General features: G+C 60.0%; 19 protein-coding genes. 13 read left to right on the top strand and 6 right to left on the bottom strand.

Translation table 11 applies throughout. The annotated features are described in order from the left end of the window. Positions 1-14: 14 nt before the first annotated feature. From rlmF to arsS, 6 genes are all read right to left on the bottom strand, one after another. Positions 15-962, bottom strand: coding sequence for a 23S rRNA (adenine(1618)-N(6))-methyltransferase RlmF (rlmF, locus tag O3C79_RS14495; RefSeq protein ID WP_494383681.1), 948 nt, complete (start codon positions 960-962; stop codon positions 15-17). A 363-nt stretch (positions 963-1325) separates the two neighbouring features. Further along, the gene (locus tag O3C79_RS14490; RefSeq protein WP_494383680.1) at positions 1326-2072 is read right to left on the bottom strand and encodes a DUF3047 domain-containing protein; all 747 of its coding nucleotides are present in this window, start codon (positions 2070-2072) and stop codon (positions 1326-1328) included. Beyond that, positions 2069-2716: a TIGR04282 family arsenosugar biosynthesis glycosyltransferase gene (locus O3C79_RS14485; RefSeq protein ID WP_010321952.1), complete on the bottom strand. Its 648-nt coding sequence runs from the start codon at positions 2714-2716 to the stop codon at positions 2069-2071. Before O3C79_RS14485 ends, O3C79_RS14490 begins: the two co-directional genes overlap by 4 nt. Then, positions 2713-3402, bottom strand: a complete 690-nt coding sequence (locus tag O3C79_RS14480; protein WP_494383679.1) for a TIGR04283 family arsenosugar biosynthesis glycosyltransferase — start codon at positions 3400-3402, stop codon at positions 2713-2715. Before O3C79_RS14480 ends, O3C79_RS14485 begins: the two co-directional genes overlap by 4 nt. A gap of 1 nt (position 3403) precedes the next feature. Continuing rightward, positions 3404-5554 (bottom strand): dihydrolipoyl dehydrogenase family protein, encoded by a 2151-nt coding sequence (locus tag O3C79_RS14475; RefSeq protein ID WP_494383678.1) that lies wholly within the window; start codon positions 5552-5554, stop codon positions 3404-3406. Between the two features lie 2 nt (positions 5555-5556). Next, complete coding sequence (gene arsS, locus O3C79_RS14470) at positions 5557-6513, bottom strand: arsenosugar biosynthesis radical SAM (seleno)protein ArsS (protein WP_494383677.1); 957 nt, start codon at positions 6511-6513, stop codon at positions 5557-5559. A gap of 217 nt (positions 6514-6730) precedes the next feature. Here arsS and O3C79_RS14465 point away from each other — a divergent pair, with 217 nt between their 5' ends. From O3C79_RS14465 to O3C79_RS14405, 13 genes are all read left to right on the top strand, one after another. Next, positions 6731-7846, top strand: coding sequence for an FAD-dependent oxidoreductase (locus O3C79_RS14465; protein WP_010321956.1), 1116 nt, complete (start codon positions 6731-6733; stop codon positions 7844-7846). A 75-nt stretch (positions 7847-7921) separates the two neighbouring features. Next, complete coding sequence (mtnP, locus tag O3C79_RS14460; RefSeq protein ID WP_494383676.1) at positions 7922-8782, top strand: S-methyl-5'-thioadenosine phosphorylase; 861 nt, start codon at positions 7922-7924, stop codon at positions 8780-8782. Positions 8783-8967: 185 nt separating this feature from the next. Beyond that, on the top strand, positions 8968-10254 hold the full coding sequence (gene urtA, locus O3C79_RS14455; RefSeq protein WP_494383675.1) for an urea ABC transporter substrate-binding protein: 1287 nt from the start codon (positions 8968-8970) through the stop codon (positions 10252-10254). 65 nt (positions 10255-10319) lie between these two features. Further along, complete coding sequence (gene urtB / locus O3C79_RS14450) at positions 10320-11933, top strand: urea ABC transporter permease subunit UrtB (RefSeq protein WP_494383674.1); 1614 nt, start codon at positions 10320-10322, stop codon at positions 11931-11933. After that, on the top strand, positions 11930-13075 hold the full coding sequence (gene urtC, locus O3C79_RS14445; RefSeq protein ID WP_010321959.1) for an urea ABC transporter permease subunit UrtC: 1146 nt from the start codon (positions 11930-11932) through the stop codon (positions 13073-13075). The genes urtB and urtC overlap by 4 nt, the downstream gene beginning before the upstream one ends. Then, a complete protein-coding gene (gene urtD / locus O3C79_RS14440; RefSeq protein WP_010321960.1) occupies positions 13072-13905 on the top strand; it encodes an urea ABC transporter ATP-binding protein UrtD in 834 nt (277 codons plus the stop codon). Before urtC ends, urtD begins: the two co-directional genes overlap by 4 nt. Further along, positions 13902-14597 (top strand): urea ABC transporter ATP-binding subunit UrtE, encoded by a 696-nt coding sequence (gene urtE / locus O3C79_RS14435; RefSeq protein ID WP_010321961.1) that lies wholly within the window; start codon positions 13902-13904, stop codon positions 14595-14597. Before urtD ends, urtE begins: the two co-directional genes overlap by 4 nt. A gap of 216 nt (positions 14598-14813) precedes the next feature. After that, positions 14814-15698: an urease accessory protein UreD gene (locus tag O3C79_RS14430; protein ID WP_494383673.1), complete on the top strand. Its 885-nt coding sequence runs from the start codon at positions 14814-14816 to the stop codon at positions 15696-15698. Positions 15699-15746: 48 nt separating this feature from the next. Continuing rightward, complete coding sequence (locus tag O3C79_RS14425; RefSeq protein ID WP_010321963.1) at positions 15747-16049, top strand: urease subunit gamma; 303 nt, start codon at positions 15747-15749, stop codon at positions 16047-16049. Positions 16050-16139: 90 nt separating this feature from the next. Then, the gene (locus O3C79_RS14420) at positions 16140-16484 is read left to right on the top strand and encodes an urease subunit beta (RefSeq protein WP_494383672.1); all 345 of its coding nucleotides are present in this window, start codon (positions 16140-16142) and stop codon (positions 16482-16484) included. Continuing rightward, positions 16484-18190 (top strand): urease subunit alpha, encoded by a 1707-nt coding sequence (gene ureC, locus O3C79_RS14415; protein WP_417533016.1) that lies wholly within the window; start codon positions 16484-16486, stop codon positions 18188-18190. Before O3C79_RS14420 ends, ureC begins: the two co-directional genes overlap by 1 nt. Positions 18191-18230: 40 nt before the next feature. Further along, a complete protein-coding gene (gene ureE, locus O3C79_RS14410; protein ID WP_417533017.1) occupies positions 18231-18683 on the top strand; it encodes an urease accessory protein UreE in 453 nt (150 codons plus the stop codon). Next, positions 18649-19332, top strand: coding sequence for an urease accessory protein UreF (locus tag O3C79_RS14405; RefSeq protein WP_494383671.1), 684 nt, complete (start codon positions 18649-18651; stop codon positions 19330-19332). Before ureE ends, O3C79_RS14405 begins: the two co-directional genes overlap by 35 nt. Positions 19333-19352: the final 20 nt, after the last annotated feature.

The raw sequence follows: 19352 nt of genomic DNA, 5'->3' as shown, positions 1-19352 counted from the left end.
ACGTACAGGATCAGTCAGATAAATGTCCATGCCAGTATGCGGGTGATTTTATTACCCTGTTTCATCTCGATTTCTCGCACTTCAACGGCGCCAAGTTTGCGGATCAGCTTGGTGGCAGGCTTGAGGTTTTCGGCTTTCGATACCAGGCTGGTAAACCAGCGGCATTGTGTTGAAAAGGCGAGGCTTTCTTTAATCATCTTTTTAAGGAAAGTCTGTTCGCCGCCCTTGCACCAGAGTTCCGCTGCCTTGCCGCCGAAGTTCAGCTTGGCCGAAGTGGCCGTTTTATCACCACGGTTACGTGCCAGGTTGTTGAGTTTACGCCGGGTGCCTTTGAGCGCTTCCTCCTGGGAAGCGTGGAAGGGCGGGTTGCACACGCTCACATCAAAAAACTCGCCGTCCTGAATAATCCCGTCAAAGATGTGATGTTTGTCGTGTTGCGTACGCAGGGTGAAGCGCAGACCGGGGTTTTTGGCGATAATCGCGGCGACGTTGTCCAGTGATTGCGGGTTGATATCAGAGCCCACGCACTGCCAGCCGTATAGCTGGCAGGCGAGTAGCGGGTAGATGCCATTGGCCCCCGTGCCGATGTCCAGCAGGGTGATGCCGGGCGAAGTATCAGCTTGATTGGCATCAGGCGCGCCAAGCTCAAGCAGGTCTGCAATGTAATGGATGTAGTCGGCTCGTCCGGGAATGGGCGGGCACAACGCGCCTTCAGGAATATCCCAGTCATCAATGCTGTAATGCAGCTTTAACAGCGCGGCATTCAGGGCTTTTACCGCCAGCGGGTCGGCGAAGTCGATAGACAGGTTGCCATACGCATTCTTGCTGACATATTGGGCCAGCGGAGGGTAGCTGTTGAGCAGCGCTGGAAAGTCATAGCCTTGCTTGTGCAGATTTCTGGGGTGCAGGCCTTTGCGATCAGATTGGGCAGGGCTTTTTTTTGTAGGACGACGTGGGCGCACGGCAGTATATCCGAAGTTCAGGCTTCAACCGGTGAGTGGTATCGAGTGAGGCCGTGATTATAGCGCTGGTCCATAAGCCGGGTATACAGGGCCTCTGCCTGCGGTGTTGCACCCCCTGTGACCCATCCACTTCGTCATTTGACGTATACCACTGAGGGATAAATCGAGATATCACAGCCATTCTCTTCCGGTGAAAACGAGCTTGCGCGTTTTGCCGCTTTGCCCTGCGCAGTATCCTGCAACGGTCAGTCCATCTGCTGCTACATGGAGTCGGATTACCATCAGCTCGAGTTTGAGTTACGGCTGTACCTCTGTCACCGCGAGCGGTATGGCGATCTCTGGTAAGCGGCCAATTGAACGGGCTCAGCGCTGAGGCGGGAATTGGCAGGGCTGGTCGGCGGGTACCAGGTGAAGGTCCGCAAAACGGGCACGGGCGGTGGCGCCGGTGTTGTCCGTGTCCGAGGCGACAGCCAGTTGCCGCGTTACGCCGGTATCGGCCTCGAATAGCTGCTGCAGGTCAGTCAGCAGGTTGCGCCGCTGTTCAATCCAGCGTCCGCTGTTGTCGGCTCCGCTCTGCAGCACCAGCATCTGGGCACGGTCGGTGTAGGCGTTGGGCTGAGTGGTGCCAACGGGGTGGCGGTTGTCCCACACATAGTTGATGGCGGCGGCGGGCAGATCATCGCCGTGCACGGCACGCGCCAGCCCCAGCTTGATGCGGGTGCCCAGACTCAGGGCGCTGTCCGGCAGATCAAAGGTGACGTACACACGGGCGGCATAGTCATCGCCGGACTTGCGGGTCATATCGGCCTGTTCGATGGGGGCGTCTACCCACCAGCGCCAGCAGAGGACCGGCGTCTGCTGCAGGTTGATCGTCAGCGGGCGAGCCAGCAGGGCCATGCTGGCTTCGGCCCGGGCCTCGACGGCGTGCACGCTCTCATGCTGCTGCAGTGCGTATCGGGTGGGTGGAATGTCGTCATCAAAACGGACCAGTTGCCAGGGTGGCGCGGGCATCTGTCTGTACTGGCTGAAATTGCCCACCTCAATTACACCCTCAGCGGCGCTGCACACAGGGGCGATCAGCAGTGCTGCGGCCCATCCGATCTGCTTCATGACGGCTCTCCTGCCAGTTCCGGGTACTCTGCCAGTTCTGGATAGCCAGCTCTGAGCCTGATGAGGTCGTTGGGCTCATCCACATCCCAAAGCGGCTCGCATTCGGCCCAGCGCCAGTTCAGTTGCTGTAGCCGCTCCCGCGTCAGGCGGGCCACGTCCGGCGTGCTCCAGGGCATATCGGTAAACAGCAAAGGGTGCGCCTGATGCAGCCCCAGCAGGGCGTAGCCTCCGTCGCTGACCGGGCAGAGGCAGGCATCATGCCGTGACAGCGCCTCGGCAAGGGCGCGCAGTCGCCGGGCGTTCAGCCCCGGGCAATCGGTGCCGATCAGCATGACAGGACAGCCGTGTCGAAGGCCCTGTTCGGCGGCGCGCATCATGCGCACGCCCAGATCGCCCTCCGCTTGCTGGGTCAGCGTCACGTTGCCGTTCTGCAGGTATTGTTGCCAGTAGGCCGCGTCCCGGTGAGGGGCAACACAGAGCTCGACCGGGCCCAGATCCGCGGCCAGTGCCTGGCTCAGGGCATGCTGTAACAGGCGGTCTGCCAATGCTGCCGCCGCGTCCGCGCCCAGGGCCGGTATAAGGCGTGTCTTGGCAAAGCCGGGAATGGGTTCCTTGGCGATCACAATAATGCGCGTGGTGTTCATCGATAACGCTCCGCCAGCTGCTGGGCAGGGGTTCCGCGCCAGTAGGCCCAGCGCAGTTGCCACATCAGCACAATGGTGCGCCAACTGCCGCGCTGGTCCCAGCGTCGACCGGAGGTGCGTACCCTGGCGCGTAAGCAGACAGGGGTGCTGATGCGTTTCAGCCGCTTGCTGATTTCAATATCCTCCATCAGTGGCTGAGCGGGAAAACCGCCCACCTGCTCGAACAGCGCCCGCGTGATGAACAGCGCCTGATCTCCTGTGGCTATGCCGCTCAGGCGGGAGCGCAGGTTCATCAGGAAGGCGACGACCGGCAGCAGGCGAGACCGGCCTTCAATGCGCACATCGAAGCGCCCCCAGGCAAGGGCAGAGTGGGCGAGCGCGGACTGAATCCGCTGGTCCGCGTGCTCGGGCAGACGGGTATCTGCATGCAGAAACACCAGATGCGCGGCCCGGGTGTGATGGGCACCGGCGTTCATCTGGCTGGCGCGCCCCGGCGGGGCGGAAATCACCCGGAAGCCGCGCTCATGGGCGGCCGTTGTCGTTCCATCCCGGCTGCCGCCATCCACCAGCAGCACCTCTGCACCGTGCTGTTGCCAGATCTGCAGGTGGTCGAGCAGGTCGGGCAGGGTGTCGATCTCGTTCAACACCGGCACCACAATGGCCCAATCGAAGCTCGTGTTGCTCATGCTAGCCCCGCCTCCATGCGTGATAGCGTTCCAGCCATTTCAGGACCGCGTCTGGGGCGTGGGCCTTTTTCCATTCACCCGCAGCATACTTGTTGGCTTCGGCCCAGGTCGGGTAGGTGTGAATGGTGCCCAGTATCTTGTTGAACCCCAGCCCGTGCTTCATGGCGAGGACGAACTCTGCCAGCAGCTCGCCGGCATGCTCACCGACGATGCAGGCCCCCAGAATGCGGTCCTTGCCCGGTTCGGTCAGGACTTTGATGAAGCCCTTGCGCTCGCTTTCTGCAATGGCGCGGTCCAGATCGTCCAGCCCATAGCGAGTGACTTCGTGCGGGATGCTTCGCTCGATTGCTTCCTGCTCGCTGAGTCCGACACGGGCCACTTCCGGGTCGGTGAAGGTGGTCCAGGGGATCACGCGGTAGTCGGCACGGAAACGCTTGAACTGCCCAAATAGCGCGTTGACGGCGGCGTACCATGCCTGATGGGCCGCGGTATGGGTGAACTGATAGGGGCCGGCCACATCCCCGACCGCGTAGATGTTGGGGTAGAGGGTTTCCAGATAAGCATTGGTGGTCAGGGTGCGCTGCGTTTCGATGCCGAGCGTTTCCAGGCCGTAGCCGGTCAGGCGCGGCTGTCGGCCCACCGCGATCAGCAGTTCATCGAACGGCAGCACCACTTCCTGGCCCTGATGATCACAGATCAGGTAGTTGCATCCGTCGCGCCGCTCCGTTCGCAGCGCACCATGCTCCGTCAGGATCTGCACGCCATCATCCTGCAGCGATGTCTGCACCAGCTCGGCAACCTCGGGATCTTCCCGTGCCATCAGGCGCTGTCCGCGCTCGACCTGGGTCACCTTTGAACCCAGCCGCGCAAAGCTTTGTGACAGCTCGCAGCCGATGGGGCCGCCGCCCAGCACCACCAGACGTTCGGGGGGCGTATCCCGCTCGGCAAACCGGTCCCAGAGCGTATCGCTGGTGACGTAGCCGGTGTCGTCCAGTCCGGGCAGGGGCGGCACAGCCGGGCTGGCACCTGTTGCCAGAATGATGCTGCGGGCTGTCAGGCGCAGGGTCTCGCCTTCGTGCAGGCGGATCTCCACAGTCCAGGGGTCAACCAGTTGTGCATGGCCCTGCAGTACTTCAACGCCCAGATTGGTGTAGCGTTCGACGCTGTCATGGGGCTCCACCTGACGAATGACCGCGTGGATGCGGGCCATAACGGCACGGAACGAGAACCGGGGTGAGGAGGCCTCCAGCCCATACCGCTCCGCCTGCCGCATCTGGTGGGCTACCCGGGCGCTTTTGATTAATGCCTTGCTAGGCACGCAGCCATAGTTCAGGCAGTCGCCGCCCATCTTGTGCGCTTCGATCAGGGTCACTTTCGCTTTGACGGCCGCGCCAATATAGGCGGATACCAGCCCGCCGGCACCGGCGCCGATCACGATCAGGTTGCGGTCAAACCGGGCCGGTTTCTGCCAGCGGCCATACACCCGGCGGCGCTGAATCCAGCCGATCAGTTTCTTGGCCAACAGCGGGAACAGGCCCAGCAGCGCGAAGGAGATCAGCAGGTCCGGTGAGAGGATGCCGGACAGGCTTTCCAGTTGCGCGATCTGGGTACCGGCATTCACGTACACCAGCGTGCCGGCCAGCATGCCGACCTGACTCACCCAGTAGAAGGTCCAGGCCTTGATCGGCGTCAGCCCCATCAGCAGGTTGATCAGGAAGAAGGGAAACGCGGGCACCAGGCGCAGGGTAAACAGATAGAAGGCGCCGTCTCGCTCGATGCCGCGGTTGATGGCACTCAACCGGTTGCCAAACCGGGACTGCACCCAGCTCTGAAGCAGGTAACGGGAAACCAGAAAGGCCAGCGTCGCTCCGATGGTAGAGGCAAAGGAGACCAGTAGCAGGCCCTGCCAAAGCCCGAACAGCGCACCACCGGCCAGCGTCATTACGGCTGCACCCGGCAGGGAGAGCGCGGTAACAATAACGTAGAGCAGGAAGAACCCGCCTGCCGTCAGCAGAGGTGCTTCGCTGCGCCAGCTCTCAAACCGGCCCAAACCGGACTTGAGGCCCTCCAGTGTAAGCCACTGGTGCAGGTCCAGCATGAAGAAGGCGACGGCGACAGCCGCAATGGCCGCCAGTATGAGCAGCTTTTTCATGCTTAATCTCCCAGTGCGCCGCCACAACTGCTGCCCTGTCCGGCCGTGCAGCCATAACAGTGGTCGGCGGTGCAGATCGAGTGGCCGTCGAGATCGGCTTCCAGCAGGTCCTTCAGTGTGCGGGTCTGGCCCGGAACGGCCAGCTCGAGCTGCTGGTTGAAGTCGCAGTCATACAGGCGGCCCTGCCAGTCCACGCTGATGGTGGAGCGGCACATCAGGTTATCCAGATTGGCCTCGCTGAAGTTGTCCTTCAGGAGTTGCATGTAGGGCGCGAACTGTCCCTTGGACACCAGCATGGAGCCGAAGCGCTTGATCGGCATGTTGGTGATGGTGAAAAGCTGGCTGAACTGAATCCCGAAATGCTCTTCCAGCTCACGCCGGTAATCCGCTTCCAGCGCCTGCTGTGGCGGTGGCAAAAAAGGGCCCTGCGGGTTGTAGACCAGATTCAGCAGCAGATTTGAGTCTGGCTGGCCATAGCCCAGTGCGTTCAGTTTCTGAAGCCCCTCAATGCTGAGGTCAAAGACGCCCTTGCCGCGCTGCTTGTCGACGTTCTCAACCGAATAGCAGGGCAGGGAGGCGACCACTTCAACCTGCTGTTCGGCCAGAAATTCGGCCAGCCCATTCTGATCATCTTCGAACAGAATGGTCAGGTTACAGCGGTCAATCACGTTGACCCCGAGTGCCCGTGCCTCCCTGACCAGATCACGGAAACGGGGGTGCAGTTCCGGCGCGCCGCCGGTCAGATCAAGCGTGCCGATATTGCGCGCTTTCAGCACGTGCGGGATCAGGTCGATCAGGGCGTCGTCCATCATTTCGGTGCGGTTGGGGCCGGCGTTCACGTGACAATGCACGCAGGTCTGGTTGCAGCGATAGCCCAGGTTGACCTGCAAGGTTTGCGTTTGCGCACGCTGAAGGCTGGGAAAGTCGGTGACTTCAAGCAGTTCTATGGTGGACAGCATCTCGGGCTCCCGATCAAAAAATCAGTTTGGCTTACCCGTTAGTCAAGCCAAGTGCGCCTTTCCTTACAACTGATTTCTGTTTTTTTCGTGTCAAAAGAGTGTGTTGGCGATTGGGTGGTCTTTTGCAGGGCGAGGCTGAGGCTGGACGCCGAGGCAAAATCGGGCATAAGCTGCCTTGCAAGGATCTCACCTTGAACATCAACGACAGGGATATGGCATGAAGCGGCTGGTACTGTTGGGAGCGGGGCATGCACACCTGCTGGTGCTGCGTGAGCTGGCCCGTTCGCCCCGTTCGGATATCGAGCTGGTGGTGATTACGCCCTCGGTCTGGCAGTACTACTCCGGCATGGTCCCCGGCTGGGTGGCCGGGCTATATGCGCTTGATCAATGCCGTATCAATGTGGCGCCGCTGGTGGCGGCTGCTGGCGGTCGCCTGTGTCTGGATCGGGCCGTTCGCCTGCAGGCTTCGGACCGCACTGTTGAGCTGCACAGCGGCGTGGTGGAGGGCTATGACTACCTGTCGATTGATACCGGCTCCTCAACCCGGATGGGCACACTGACAGCGTTTGAGGGTGAGCAGGTGCCCGTAAAACCGATCGAGGCCTTTTGCGAGCAGTGGCAGCAGGTACAACCCCGGTTGATATCGGCACCGGGGGGACATATTGCCGTGGTGGGTGGTGGTGCGGGCGGTGTCGAGCTGGCCATGGCGATCCGACAGTCGCTAAAAACCACGCCTGCAGACGGCAAAAACTTCAGGGTTTCACTGGTGGCGGGCGATAAGGGCGTGCTGCCGGAGTTCCATGCCGGCGTTCGGCGCAGGGTACGCAAGCAGTTGGCGCAGGCCGGTATCACGCGGATGGATGCGCGGGCCGATGTGCGGCAGGGACGACTGATGACGTCGGCCGGGCAGGTGATTGAGGCCGATCTCGTGCTGGTCGCAACAGGGGCCAAAGCCGCGTCCTGGCTTGAGGGCAGCGGGCTGACGCTGGATACGGAAGGCTTTGTCAGCGTGACGCCCTGTCACCAGAGTCTGTCCCACCCCGAGGTATTTGCCGCCGGCGATGTGTGCAGTCGGCAGGATGGCCGGCTTAGCCGTTCCGGTGTGCATGCGGTCAGGGCCGGGCCCATTCTGACCCATAATCTGAAGGCGGCCCTCGATCAGCGCCCGCTGAAGCCGTTCAACCCTCGCCCTTATGCGCTCTATCTGCTGTCCTGTGGTCAGGGCAGCGCCATTGGAAGCTATGGCCCTCTGGCGTTTTCAGGACGATGGGTCTGGCGGCTCAAGGACTGGATTGATCGACGCTTCGTGGAAGGCTTTGATCAGCCGGCGTAAGCCGCGCATGGATTGATCTGATACTGAAAAGCGTGGAGTATCAAAGGCTCACAATCAGGCGACAGGGAGACACAGATGAGTCAAGCACGTATCGGCATCATTGGGGGCAGTGGCCTGTACCAGATGCCAGGGCTGACCGACGTACAGGAGCACAGCATCGATACCCCCTTCGGAGCGCCCTCGGACCCGCTGGTCACGGGCAACATGGACGGTGTGCCGGTGGTGTTTCTGGCCCGGCACGGTCGCGATCATCGCTTCCTGCCCACGGAAGTGCCCTACCGCGCCAATATCCATGCCATGAAGCAGATGGGAGTGCGTTATCTGCTGTCCTTTTCGGCCGTCGGCTCCCTGCAGGCCGAGGTGGCGCCGCGCGACATGCTGATTCCTGACCAGTACATCGACCTGACACGGCACCGCGTGAACACCTTCTTTGGCGAGGGGGTAGTGGCCCATGTGGCGCTTGCCGACCCGGTGTGCGCCGCGCTCTCGAAGCTGCTGGCGGAAGCCGTTGCCGCTCAGGAAAACGCGCCCAACCTGCACACCGGCGGCACTTACGTTTGCATGGAGGGGCCGCAGTTCTCCACCCGCGCCGAGTCACAGTGGTATCGCCAGATGGGGGCGAGTGTGATTGGCATGACGAACATGCCGGAAGCCCGCCTGGCCCGGGAAGCGCAGATGGCCTATGCCTCTTTGGCGATGGTGACGGACTACGATAGCTGGAACCCCAAAGAGGACCATGTGACGGCCGAACTGGCCATTGCCAACCTGATGCATAATGCGGACAACGCCAAGCGGATCGCGCGCACCGCGATCGAACTGATTAACCGGCACGCGCCCGAGTCCCAGGCCCATCAGGCACTGAAACAGGGGCTGGTGACTCCTATGGAGCAGATCCCCGAGGCCCGCCGAGCAATGGTCGAACTCCTCCTGCAATAACGCCTTCCCTCGGTGGGATACGTCATTTGACGTATCCCACTGCGTCATTACGCGCATACCCCCCGTTGCACCCCTTCTGAATAATCGATCAGGCATTGAGTTGTTTTCCTGGGCACGACTGAGGCCCGATCGATAACGAGGGTTCCACCCGCACTGAGCGATTCGGAACCGAAGGGGGTACTGCAATGAAGATCAAATCACTGGCCGCCGGCGTTGCCATGGCTGTAGGCGCATCCACTCTCTCATTCAGCGTTCTGGCTGCCGATACCATCAAGGTCGGCGTGCTGCACTCGCTGTCCGGCACCATGGCGATCAGCGAAACCACGCTGAAAGACACCGTGCTGATGATGATCGAAGAACAGAACAAGAAGGGCGGTCTGCTGGGCAAACAGCTGGAGCCGGTCGTTGTTGACCCGGCATCCAACTGGCCGCTGTTTGCCGAGAAGACCCGAGAGCTGCTGACTCAGGAAGAAGTCGACGTGATCTTCGGCTGCTGGACTTCTGTGTCCCGCAAATCCGTACTGCCGGTACTGGAAGAGCTGAACGGCCTGATGTTCTACCCGGTCCAGTATGAAGGTGAAGAGTCCTCCAAAAACGTCTTCTACACCGGTGCGGCACCCAACCAGCAGGCGATCCCGGCCGTGGATTACCTGATGAACGAGCTGGAAGTGGAGCGTTGGGTGCTGGCGGGCACCGACTACGTGTATCCGCGTACCACCAACAAGATCCTCGAAGCCTACCTGAAAGGCAAAGGGGTGGCTGCCGAAGACATCATGATCAACTACACCCCATTTGGTCACTCCGACTGGCAGTCCATCGTATCTGACATCAAGAAATTTGGTGGCGAAGGCAAGAAAACCGCGGTGGTCTCCACCATCAACGGTGATGCCAACGTGCCTTTCTACAAGGAGCTGGGTAACCAGGGCGTTTCCTCTGAAGACATCCCGGTGGTGGCCTTCTCCGTGGGTGAAGAAGAGCTGTCCGGTATCGACACCGGCCCGTTGGTCGGCCACATGGCCGCCTGGAACTACTTCCAGAGCGTGGATACTGACCTCAACAGCGAATTTATCCAGAAATGGCATGCCTTCACCGGTGATGAAAACCGCGTAACCAATGACCCGATGGAAGCGACCTATATCGGCTTCAACATGTGGGCTCAGGCGGTGACCGATGCCGGTACGACCGATGTTGATGAAGTTGAGCAGGCGATGATCGGCCAGGAAGTACCGAACCTGACCGGTGGCACTGCCGTCATGAACAAGAACCACCACCTGAGCAAGCCGGTGTTGATCGGTGAGATCCAGGATGATGGTCAGTTTGAAGTGGTCTGGGAAACCGATGGCGTCGTCGCCGGTGATGCCTGGTCCGACTTCCTGCCGGGTTCCAAGGACCTGCTTGCTGACTGGACCGCTCCGGTCAAGTGCGGCAACTACAACGTGGAAACCAAATCCTGCGGCGGCCAAGCCAACTGATTTGAGCGTTTCCCTTGCGGCCCTGTCACGGCGGGGCCGCCTTCTCTTTTCTCTGGAGTCTCACCGTGAAACGATTACTGGCGATCTGCTGTTACTGCCTCGGCCTGATGTTGTCGCTGTCGGCAACGGCCGCCGAGAAGCCTCTCCCGTCCGAGCTTGAACCCCTGCTGCAGGAGTTGACCGAATCCAGCCTGAGTAAGGCGATTCCGGTCCTTGATGCACTGGAAGCCGAGGGTGGTGAAGCCCTGCAACCGCTGTTCAGCTATATGCTGGAAGGCGACCTCTACTACATTAAATCCTCTCGACAGGTCATCGCGGTCAGCGAAGCGGCCGGTCAGGAAACCTTTATCGACATGCTCAGCGGCGCCGAAATCGAGCCGCTATCCAGTCGTGAAATCAAGAAAATCCGCGTCAACAACCGCCTGCGCGGGCACCTGCGTGATGCCATTGCGCGTTTGCAGCTGGGCTCGGAAAGCGCTGCCGTGCGAGAAAGTGCGGTGCGTTCGTTGTTGTCTGACCTGGATGAAAACACCCTAGCGTCCATTCGCGAAGCGCGTCTGAATGAAAGTGCGGGCAACGTGAAAGACGTCATGGACATGGCGCTGGCGCTTTACCGCCTGGAATCAGCCGCTGAAGCGTCTGATCGTATCGAGGCGATCGCACAGCTGGAAGGCAGCCTGGAAGGGGATGTGCGCAATGCACTGAACCGTATTGCGGACAACGACCCTTCTCCTCAGGTGCAGCAAGCAGCGCAGAAAGCGCTGGTCGGCATTGAGCAGAGGGTGGAATTTTATGCGTTCATCGATCAGCTTTTCTTTGGCCTGAGCCTGGGCTCGGTGCTGCTGCTTGCTGCCATTGGTCTGGCCATCACCTTCGGTGTGATGGGCGTGATCAATATGGCTCACGGCGAGATGATCATGCTGGGTGCCTACACCACCTATGTGGTACAGCTGCTGATGCCCAACCATATCGAGTACTCGCTGTGGGTGGCCATTCCGGCGGCCTTTGTTGTATCCGGCATGGCCGGTGTACTGCTGGAGCGTCTGGTGATTCGTCACCTGCATGGCCGTCCGCTGGAAACCCTGTTGGCGACCTTTGGTGTCAGCCTGGTGCTGCAGCAGCTGGTGCGTACGGTGTTCTCACCGCTGAACCGTCAGGTGGCCTCACCCGAGTGGATGTCCGGTGCCTGGGAGATCAACCCGGTGCTGTCGTTGACGCTGAACCGTCTCTACATACTGGCCTTTGCACTGCTGGTGTTCTTCGCGCTGATGTTGCTGCTGAAGAAAAGCTCGCTGGGTCTTAACGTGCGTGCCGTGTCGCAGAACCGTGATATGGCCAAATCCATGGGTATTCCCACCGGTCGCGTGGACGCGCTGACCTTCGGCCTTGGTTCCGGTATCGCCGGTATCGCCGGGGTTGCACTGAGCCAGCTGACCAACGTGGGGCCGAACCTGGGCCAGTCCTACATCATCGACTCCTTCATGGTGGTGGTGTTTGGTGGCGTGGGTAACCTCTGGGGCACCCTGGTTGCAGCCTTCTCGCTCGGTATTGCCAACAAGTTCCTGGAGCCGGTCACCGGTGCGGTGCTTGCCAGCATCCTGGTTCTGGTCTTCATCATCCTGTTTATCCAGAAGCGTCCCAAAGGACTCTTCCCGCAGAAAGGGAGGGCGGCTGAATGAACTGGCTGACTCAGCTATTTGCCGCCGGTCGTACCCCCGGTCATCGGGTACTGCCGTTCGTAACCGTACTGTTTCTTGTCACCACGCTGGCCTCCATGGCCAATCTGATGCTGCCGGAAAGCTCACCGCTGCACGTCAGCACCTACACCATTACCCTGCTGGGCAAGTATCTCTCCTATGCGATGCTGGCGCTGGCGGTGGATGTGATCTGGGGCTACTGCGGTATCCTCAGTCTGGGCCATGGTGCCTTCTTCGCCCTGGGCGGCTACGGCATGGGCATGTACCTGATGCGCCAGATCGGTGATCGCGGCGTTTACGGTAACCCGGACCTGCCTGACTTCATGGTATTCCTCAACTGGGACAGCCTGCCCTGGTACTGGATGGGCATGGATCAGTTCTGGTTCGCCATGCTGATGGCACTGGCGGTGCCGGGTCTGCTGGCCTTCGTGTTCGGCTGGCTGGCGTTCCGCTCCCGCGTAACCGGTGTTTACCTGTCGATCATGACCCAGGCGCTGACCTACGCGCTGATGCTGGCCTTCTTCCGTAACGAAATGGGCTTCGGCGGCAACAACGGTCTGACCGATTTCAAGGATATCCTCGGCTTTGATCTGCAGTCCGACACCACCCGTGTGGCGCTTTTTGCCACTACGGCACTGATGCTGGGCGTGGTGTATATCCTCAGCCACCTGATCCTCAAGTCCCGCATGGGCAAGGTGATTGTGGCGATTCGTGACGGCGAAGCCCGTGCGCGTTTCCTCGGCTACCGTACCGACCTGTATAAGGTATGGCTGTTTGTCTTCTCTGCTCTTATTGCAGCCATGGCCGGTGCGCTCTACGTACCTCAGGTGGGCATCATCAACCCGGGCGAGTTCTCGCCGCTGAACTCCATCGAAGTGGTGGTTTGGGTCGCCGTGGGTGGTCGTGGAACCCTCTATGGTGCCGTCATCGGTGCACTGCTGGTCAACTATGCCAAGACCCGCTTTACCGCAATCATGCCGGAAGGCTGGCTGTTTGCGCTGGGTGCACTCTTTGTACTGGTCACCCTGTATCTGCCCAAAGGCCTGGTAGGGCTCAGTGGTCAGTTGGCCGCACGCCGTGAACGTAAAGCAGGAAAAGCCGCACAGCAGGAGGCGCACTCATGACCGCAATCGATAATGCCCGCGAACTGATGCGCCCTGACCGTGTATGGCCCTTCCTGGTGCCGCCGGCAGCACCGGTCGACGTATCAAAGAACGTGCTGCTCTATGTGGAAGGGGTCAGCGTCAGCTTCGACGGCTTCAAGGCACTCAATGATCTTAATCTTTACATCAATGATGGTGAGTTGCGCTGTTTGATCGGTGCCAACGGTGCCGGCAAGACCACCATGATGGATGTGATTACCGGCAAGACCCAGTGTGACGAAGGCAGTGTCTATTTCGGCCAGACCATCAACTTGCTGGAAAAGTCGGAACCGGAAATTGCCCAGCTGGGCATTGGCCGCAAGTTCCAGAAGCCCACGGTGTTTGAAGCGCATACGGTGTTCGACAACCTCGAAATGTCGCTGAAAACCGCGAAGGGCATCTGGCAAACGCTGATGGCGCGTCTGTCACCCACCGAAATCGATCACATCGACCGTGTGTTGGAGATTATCGGTCTCAAGGAGCACCGCTTCATGCTGGCCGGCGCCTTGTCCCACGGTCAGAAGCAGTGGCTGGAAATTGGCATGTTGCTGGTGGCTGAGCCGCGTCTGCTGCTGGTGGATGAACCTGTTGCCGGCATGACGGCGGAGGAAACCGAAAAAACCGCTGAACTGCTCACCTCGCTGGCCGGTGACCATACCGTGGTTGTCGTTGAGCACGACATGGAGTTTGTCCGCAGCATTGCACGCACTGTAACGGTGCTGCATCAGGGCAGTGTGTTGGCGGAAGGCACCATGGAGCAGGTGCAGAACAACCGTGACGTGATCGAAGTGTATCTGGGGGAAGAAGCATGATCTCCATTCAAAATGTTAACCAGCTCTACGGTGGCACCCGCATTCTCTGGGACCTGGATCTGGAGATCGAAGAGGGCTCCTGTACCTGCATCATGGGGCGTAACGGTGTCGGCAAAACCACCTTGCTGAAGTGTCTGATGGGGCTGCTGCCGGTGGAGAGCGGCCAGATCCAGATGCAGGGTCAGCCGCTGCATACCCGTCCGGCGGAGTATCGCGCCAAGGCCGGCATCGGTTATGTCCCTCAGGGACGCGACATCTTTCCGCTGCTCACGGTCGAGGAAAATCTTCGCATCGGTCTGCCGATCCGCAAGGACAAGGCGAAGGAGATCCCCGAGAAGATCTTCGAGCTGTTTCCGGTGCTGGGCGACATGATGCACCGCCGTGGCGGTGACTTGTCCGGTGGTCAGCAACAGCAGCTGGCGATTGGTCGTGCACTGGTGCTCGATCCGAAAGTGCTGATCCTGGATGAGCCCAACGAAGGTATCCAACCCAATATCGTCAAGCAGATTGGCGATGTCATCCTCAAACTCAATGAGGAGGAGGGACTGACCGTGATCCTGGTAGAGCAGAAGCTTGGCTTCGCTCGCCGTGTCGGCAAGGAGTTCCGGCTGATGGAGAAGGGCCGCATCGTCGCGGCAGATCGTATGGACAACCTCAATGATGACCTGATTCGCCAGTATCTGGCGGTCTGAGGCAGGCAAAAGCCGCGGCGAACTCCGCGGCTTTTTTGTGTCAGCACCAAAATGGGCATGCTTTTTGCCACATTGGTGCATAAGAAGAGGGGAAACAACTTCTCGATCATGATTCGCACTTAAGTAGTGCGCAATCAGGTGTCGGGTCATCAGGTTTGCACGCAAATGGTGCAAATGTGTGACTCAAAAATGAACAACCAAGGGTGTTGCTACCGCATGAATATGTCCGTGCCTGACAGCCTGCCTGCCAGTGCCCAACACGAGCCGTCCCGTTGGCATGCCCGCTTGTCGCTGGGCATCAAGCGCACGCCGCGCGGCAGCCGTGTCGCCAGCGCCGAGCGTTTCGGGCCCCTGCACCTGCAAAAGCCCTTTTATCCGGAAGGGCCGGATCTGGCGCATATCTACCTGTTGCACCCGCCCGGCGGCATGGTGTCGGGCGATCTGCTGGAAATTGAAGCCCGGCTGGCGCCTGAAACAGCCGCACTGATCACCACACCCGGCGCGGGTCGCGTCTATCGTGCCCGTCCCGACCGCACGCTGCAGCATCAGCGCGTCCGGCTGGAGGTGGGAGAGGGCAGCTCCATGGAGTGGCTGCCGCTGGAAACCATCCTCTATCCCAATGCCCGCACCCGGTTGGATGTGGACGTGGAGCTGGCGGCAGATGCCCGCTTTATCGGCTGGGAAGTGACCAGTCTGGGATTGCCGGCCCAGGGCGAAGGCTTTGGCCAGGGTGAGCTGCAACAGCGTCTGCAAATTCGTCAGGAAGGCCGCCTGCTGTTGCGTGAACAACTGCTGCTGGATGAGCGCAGCCAGTCGGTATTGACCGCTAAGGCCGGTCTTCAGAACAAGCCGGTGACCGGGTTGATGGTGGCTGGCCCCTTTGCGCCGGAGCAGGCAGAGCCTTTGCTGGAACCGCTGCGCGAATGTGCCGAGGCATTGGATTTTCTGGCCGGCGTGAGCCTGAGTGGCGAATTCCTGCTGATACGAACGCTGGGAGAGTGCTCCGAGCGCACACGTTTGTTTCTGGAGCAGTGCTGGCAATTGATTCGGCCGGAACTGCTGGGGCGCGATGCCTGCGCGCCGCGAATCTGGGCGACCTGAGAGTAATGGGCTGATGCATGTGTCTCATGCAGGCCGAAGGAGAAAACGATGGAACTGCTGCCAAGAGAGAAAGACAAGCTACTGATCTTTACTGCGGCCCTGCTTGCAGAGCGCCGCCTGAACCGTGGCCTCAAGCTGAATTACCCGGAAGCGGTGGCCTATATCACCATGGAGATCATGGAGGGCGCTCGCGACGGTCGCACCGTGGCGGACCTGATGGGCTATGGCAAGACCCTGCTCAGTGCCGACCAGGTGATGGAAGGGGTGCCGGAAATGGTCGATGAAGTGCAGGTTGAAGCGACCTTCCCTGACGGTACCAAGCTGGTCACCGTGCATCAGCCGATTGTGTAGCCCAAGTGATACCCAAGCAGGACAGAGGGTGATGACGGGGCTCTCGGCAGCCTCCTCTGTCCGGCCAGAATACTGAGAAAGGAGAATCAGATGATTCCCGGAGAAATTCAGAGTGCCACCGGCGAGATCGAACTCAACGTCGGTCGCAAGACCACACGCGTACGGGTGGAAAACCACGGTGACCGACCGGTACAGGTGGGCTCCCACTATCACTTTTATGAAGTGAACCCGGCACTGGTGTTCGATCGTGAAGCTGCCCGCGGCTATCGCCTCAATATCGCATCCGGCACGGCTGTCCGCTTCGAGCCGGGGCAAGGGCGTGAAGTCGAGCTGGTGGAATATGCCGGCAGTCGCACCATTTATGGCTTCCGTGGCGATGTCATGGGGCCGCTGGATCAGGCAGATGCTGGCAGTAACGATGGAGGGCAGAACTGATGGCCAAAATGGACCGCAGCAGCTACGCACAGATGTTTGGCCCCACCGTCGGGGACCGTGTTCGTCTGGGCGATACCGAGCTTTGGATCGAAGTCGAAAAGGATTACACCACTTACGGTGACGAAGTGAAGTTCGGTGGTGGCAAGGTCGTGCGTGATGGCATGGGCCAAAGCCAGGAAACCAACGAAGTCGCCATGGACCTGGTGATCACCAATGCATTGATCCTGGATCACTGGGGCATTGTCAAAGCCGATGTCGGCGTCAAGGATGGTCGTATCCACACCATCGGTAAAGCCGGCAACCCGGATACCCAGGATGGCGTGGATATCGTGATCGGTCCGGGTACCGAAATCATTGCCGGTGAGGGCGCCATTCTGACCGCCGGCGGCATTGATGCCCATATCCACTTTATCTGTCCGCAGCAGGTGGAAGAGGCGCTGATGTCCGGTGTTACCACCATGATCGGTGGCGGCACCGGCCCTGCTACCGGCACCAAGGCGACCACCTGTACGCCGGGGCCCTGGTATCTGGGCAAGATGCTGCAATCCACTGATCAGTTGCCGATGAACCTGGGTTTTCTGGGCAAAGGCAACGCCAGTCGCCCTGAGGCACTGCGTGAGCAGCTGGATGCCGGTGCCTGCGGTTTGAAACTGCATGAGGACTGGGGCACCACGCCTGCATCCATCGACTGCTGCCTCAGCGTGGCTGAAGAATACGATGTGCAGGTGGCGATCCACACCGATACCCTCAACGAGTCCGGCTTTGTCGACGACACCCTGGGTGCGTTCAAAAACCGTGTCATCCATACCTATCACACCGAGGGGGCCGGTGGTGGCCACGCGCCGGATATCATCCGGGCTGCGGGCTATTCCAATGTGTTGCCGTCGTCCACCAACCCCACGCGCCCTTACACGGTGAACACCGTGGATGAGCATCTGGATATGCTGATGGTGTGTCACCATCTGGACAGCAATATCCCTGAAGATGTGGCCTTTGCCGACTCGCGTATCCGCAAGGAAACCATCGCCGCCGAGGACATTTTCCATGACCGCGGTGCCTTCAGCATGATCTCGTCCGACTCCCAGGCCATGGGCCGTGTGGGCGAGGTGGTGACACGTACATGGCAGACCGCGCACAAGATGAAAGTGCAGTTTGGTCTGTTGCCGGAAGATGAAGAACGCGGTGCTGATAACTTCCGTGCCCGTCGCTACATCGCCAAGTACACCATCAACCCGGCCATTACCCATGGTGTTGCCCATGAAGTGGGCTCCATCGAACCGGGCAAGCTGGCTGACCTGGTGTTGTGGAAACCGGCATTTTTCGGTGTTAAGCCGGCCACCATTATCAAGGGCGGCATGATCGCAGCAGCCCCCATGGGCGATCCCAACGCGTCTATTCCTACCCCCCAGCCGGTGCACTACCGCCCCATGTTCGGGGCTCTGGGACGTGCCGCTGCCGAGACATCGCTCACCTTTGTCAGCCAGAAGGCACTGGAGTCGGGCCTGCGTGAACAGCTGGGGCTGCAGCGCCAACTGGTGGCCTGCGGTAACACCCGCAACATCAGCAAGTCCGACATGATTTTGAACGACTGGCAGCCGGATATTCAGGTCGACCCTCAGACCTATGAAGTGCGGGCTGATGGTGAGCTGCTCACCTGTGAGCCGGCCGATGTGCTGCCTTTGGGTCAGCGATACACGTTGTTTTAAGAGTGCTGATGAAGCAGCACGGTTTTAAGGAGTAAGCAGGATGTTTGAAGTGCATGAACGTCTGGGGACCCATTGCCATGAGCCTGTGGTTGCCAAGGTGACCCTGACCCATGATCAGCGTGATCGTGGTCGACTCAAGCTGACCAGCGATACCGGTGAAGAAGTGCGCGTTTTTCTTGAGCGCGGCAAGCCGTTGCTGGTGGGGGAGTACCTCAAATCGGTCTGTGGTCGCCATCTTCAGGTAGAAGGTGCCAAAGAAGAGGTACTGGAAGCGGGCTGTGACGACTGGCGTACCTTCGCGCGCGCCTGCTACCACCTGGGCAACCGCCATGTGCGCATTGAAGTGGGTGATCGCTGGCTGCGCATCAAGCCTGACCACGTACTGGAAGAGATGCTTCAGCTCTTGGGGTTGGAGACGCGTCAGTGCGAAGCCGTATTCATGCCGGAATCCGGAGCCTATGCCCATGGCCACCACCACCATCACGACCACTGATCTGGCGCTGCTGCGACTGCTGCAGCTGAGCAGCGTCAGCCTGCCGGTGGGTGGTTATGCCTTTTCACAGGGGCTGGAGTATGCCATCGACAGCGGTTGGGTGCGCAAGGCCGATCAGGTGGAGGAATGGCTGGAGCTGCAGCTGCTGCATGCACAGGCCCATACCGACTTGCCGCTGCTGCGACTGGCCATGCAGGCGGACAGCGAGCAGCGCTGGCAGGAATTGAACGACCTGTCACTGGCCTGCCGTGAAACACGGGAGCTGCGTCTGACCGACAGCGCCATGGGTGAGGCTTTGCGCCGGGTGCTGAAAAATCTCGGCATAGAGGTCCCTGAGGCGTTAAAGCAGGAAGTGAGCTTTATCGTGCTGTTCGCCTTTGCTGCGCGCCACTGGCAGATCGATGCAGACGCAGCGGCCCTCGGCCTGGGCTGGTCATGGCTGGAAAATCAGGTCGCTGCAGCCACCAAACTGGTCCCCCTGGGACAGACGCAGGCACAGCAACTGCTCAATGATTTGCAGCCCCTGCTGCCCCAGGCGATCGAGATCGCCAAGGGCGTAGATGAAGAGTTTATCGGTGTTGGCCTGCCCGCTTTGGCAATCGCCAGCAGCCTTCACGAAACACAGTATTCACGATTGTTCCGCTCCTGAGGCGTAACAGTCCGGTTAAA

This window comes from Marinobacterium sp. NO-S09, from assembly GCF_059179545.1.
The sequence above is the reverse complement of the archived record's forward strand: the minus strand, read 5'-3'. Positions and strand labels throughout refer to the sequence as shown.

Bases quoted from the DNA above. Each gene is read 5' to 3' on its own strand.
- O3C79_RS14490 (WP_494383680.1), bottom strand. From the start codon at position 2,072: ATGAAGCAGATCGGATGGGCCGCAGCACTGCTGATCGCCCCTGTGTGC.
- ureE (WP_417533017.1), top strand. From the start codon at position 18,231: ATGTTTGAAGTGCATGAACGTCTGGGGACCCATTGCCATGAGCCTGTG.
- urtC (WP_010321959.1), top strand. From the start codon at position 11,930: ATGAACTGGCTGACTCAGCTATTTGCCGCCGGTCGTACCCCCGGTCAT.
- O3C79_RS14430 (WP_494383673.1), top strand. From the start codon at position 14,814: ATGAATATGTCCGTGCCTGACAGCCTGCCTGCCAGTGCCCAACACGAG.
- O3C79_RS14475 (WP_494383678.1), bottom strand. From the start codon at position 5,554: ATGAAAAAGCTGCTCATACTGGCGGCCATTGCGGCTGTCGCCGTCGCC.
- O3C79_RS14420 (WP_494383672.1), top strand. From the start codon at position 16,140: ATGATTCCCGGAGAAATTCAGAGTGCCACCGGCGAGATCGAACTCAAC.
- urtD (WP_010321960.1), top strand. From the start codon at position 13,072: ATGACCGCAATCGATAATGCCCGCGAACTGATGCGCCCTGACCGTGTA.
- urtA (WP_494383675.1), top strand. From the start codon at position 8,968: ATGAAGATCAAATCACTGGCCGCCGGCGTTGCCATGGCTGTAGGCGCA.
- O3C79_RS14405 (WP_494383671.1), top strand. From the start codon at position 18,649: ATGCCCATGGCCACCACCACCATCACGACCACTGATCTGGCGCTGCTG.
- arsS (WP_494383677.1), bottom strand. From the start codon at position 6,513: ATGCTGTCCACCATAGAACTGCTTGAAGTCACCGACTTTCCCAGCCTT.
- O3C79_RS14465 (WP_010321956.1), top strand. From the start codon at position 6,731: ATGAAGCGGCTGGTACTGTTGGGAGCGGGGCATGCACACCTGCTGGTG.
- O3C79_RS14480 (WP_494383679.1), bottom strand. From the start codon at position 3,402: ATGAGCAACACGAGCTTCGATTGGGCCATTGTGGTGCCGGTGTTGAAC.
- O3C79_RS14485 (WP_010321952.1), bottom strand. From the start codon at position 2,716: ATGAACACCACGCGCATTATTGTGATCGCCAAGGAACCCATTCCCGGC.
- O3C79_RS14425 (WP_010321963.1), top strand. From the start codon at position 15,747: ATGGAACTGCTGCCAAGAGAGAAAGACAAGCTACTGATCTTTACTGCG.
- mtnP (WP_494383676.1), top strand. From the start codon at position 7,922: ATGAGTCAAGCACGTATCGGCATCATTGGGGGCAGTGGCCTGTACCAG.
- urtE (WP_010321961.1), top strand. From the start codon at position 13,902: ATGATCTCCATTCAAAATGTTAACCAGCTCTACGGTGGCACCCGCATT.
- ureC (WP_417533016.1), top strand. From the start codon at position 16,484: ATGGCCAAAATGGACCGCAGCAGCTACGCACAGATGTTTGGCCCCACC.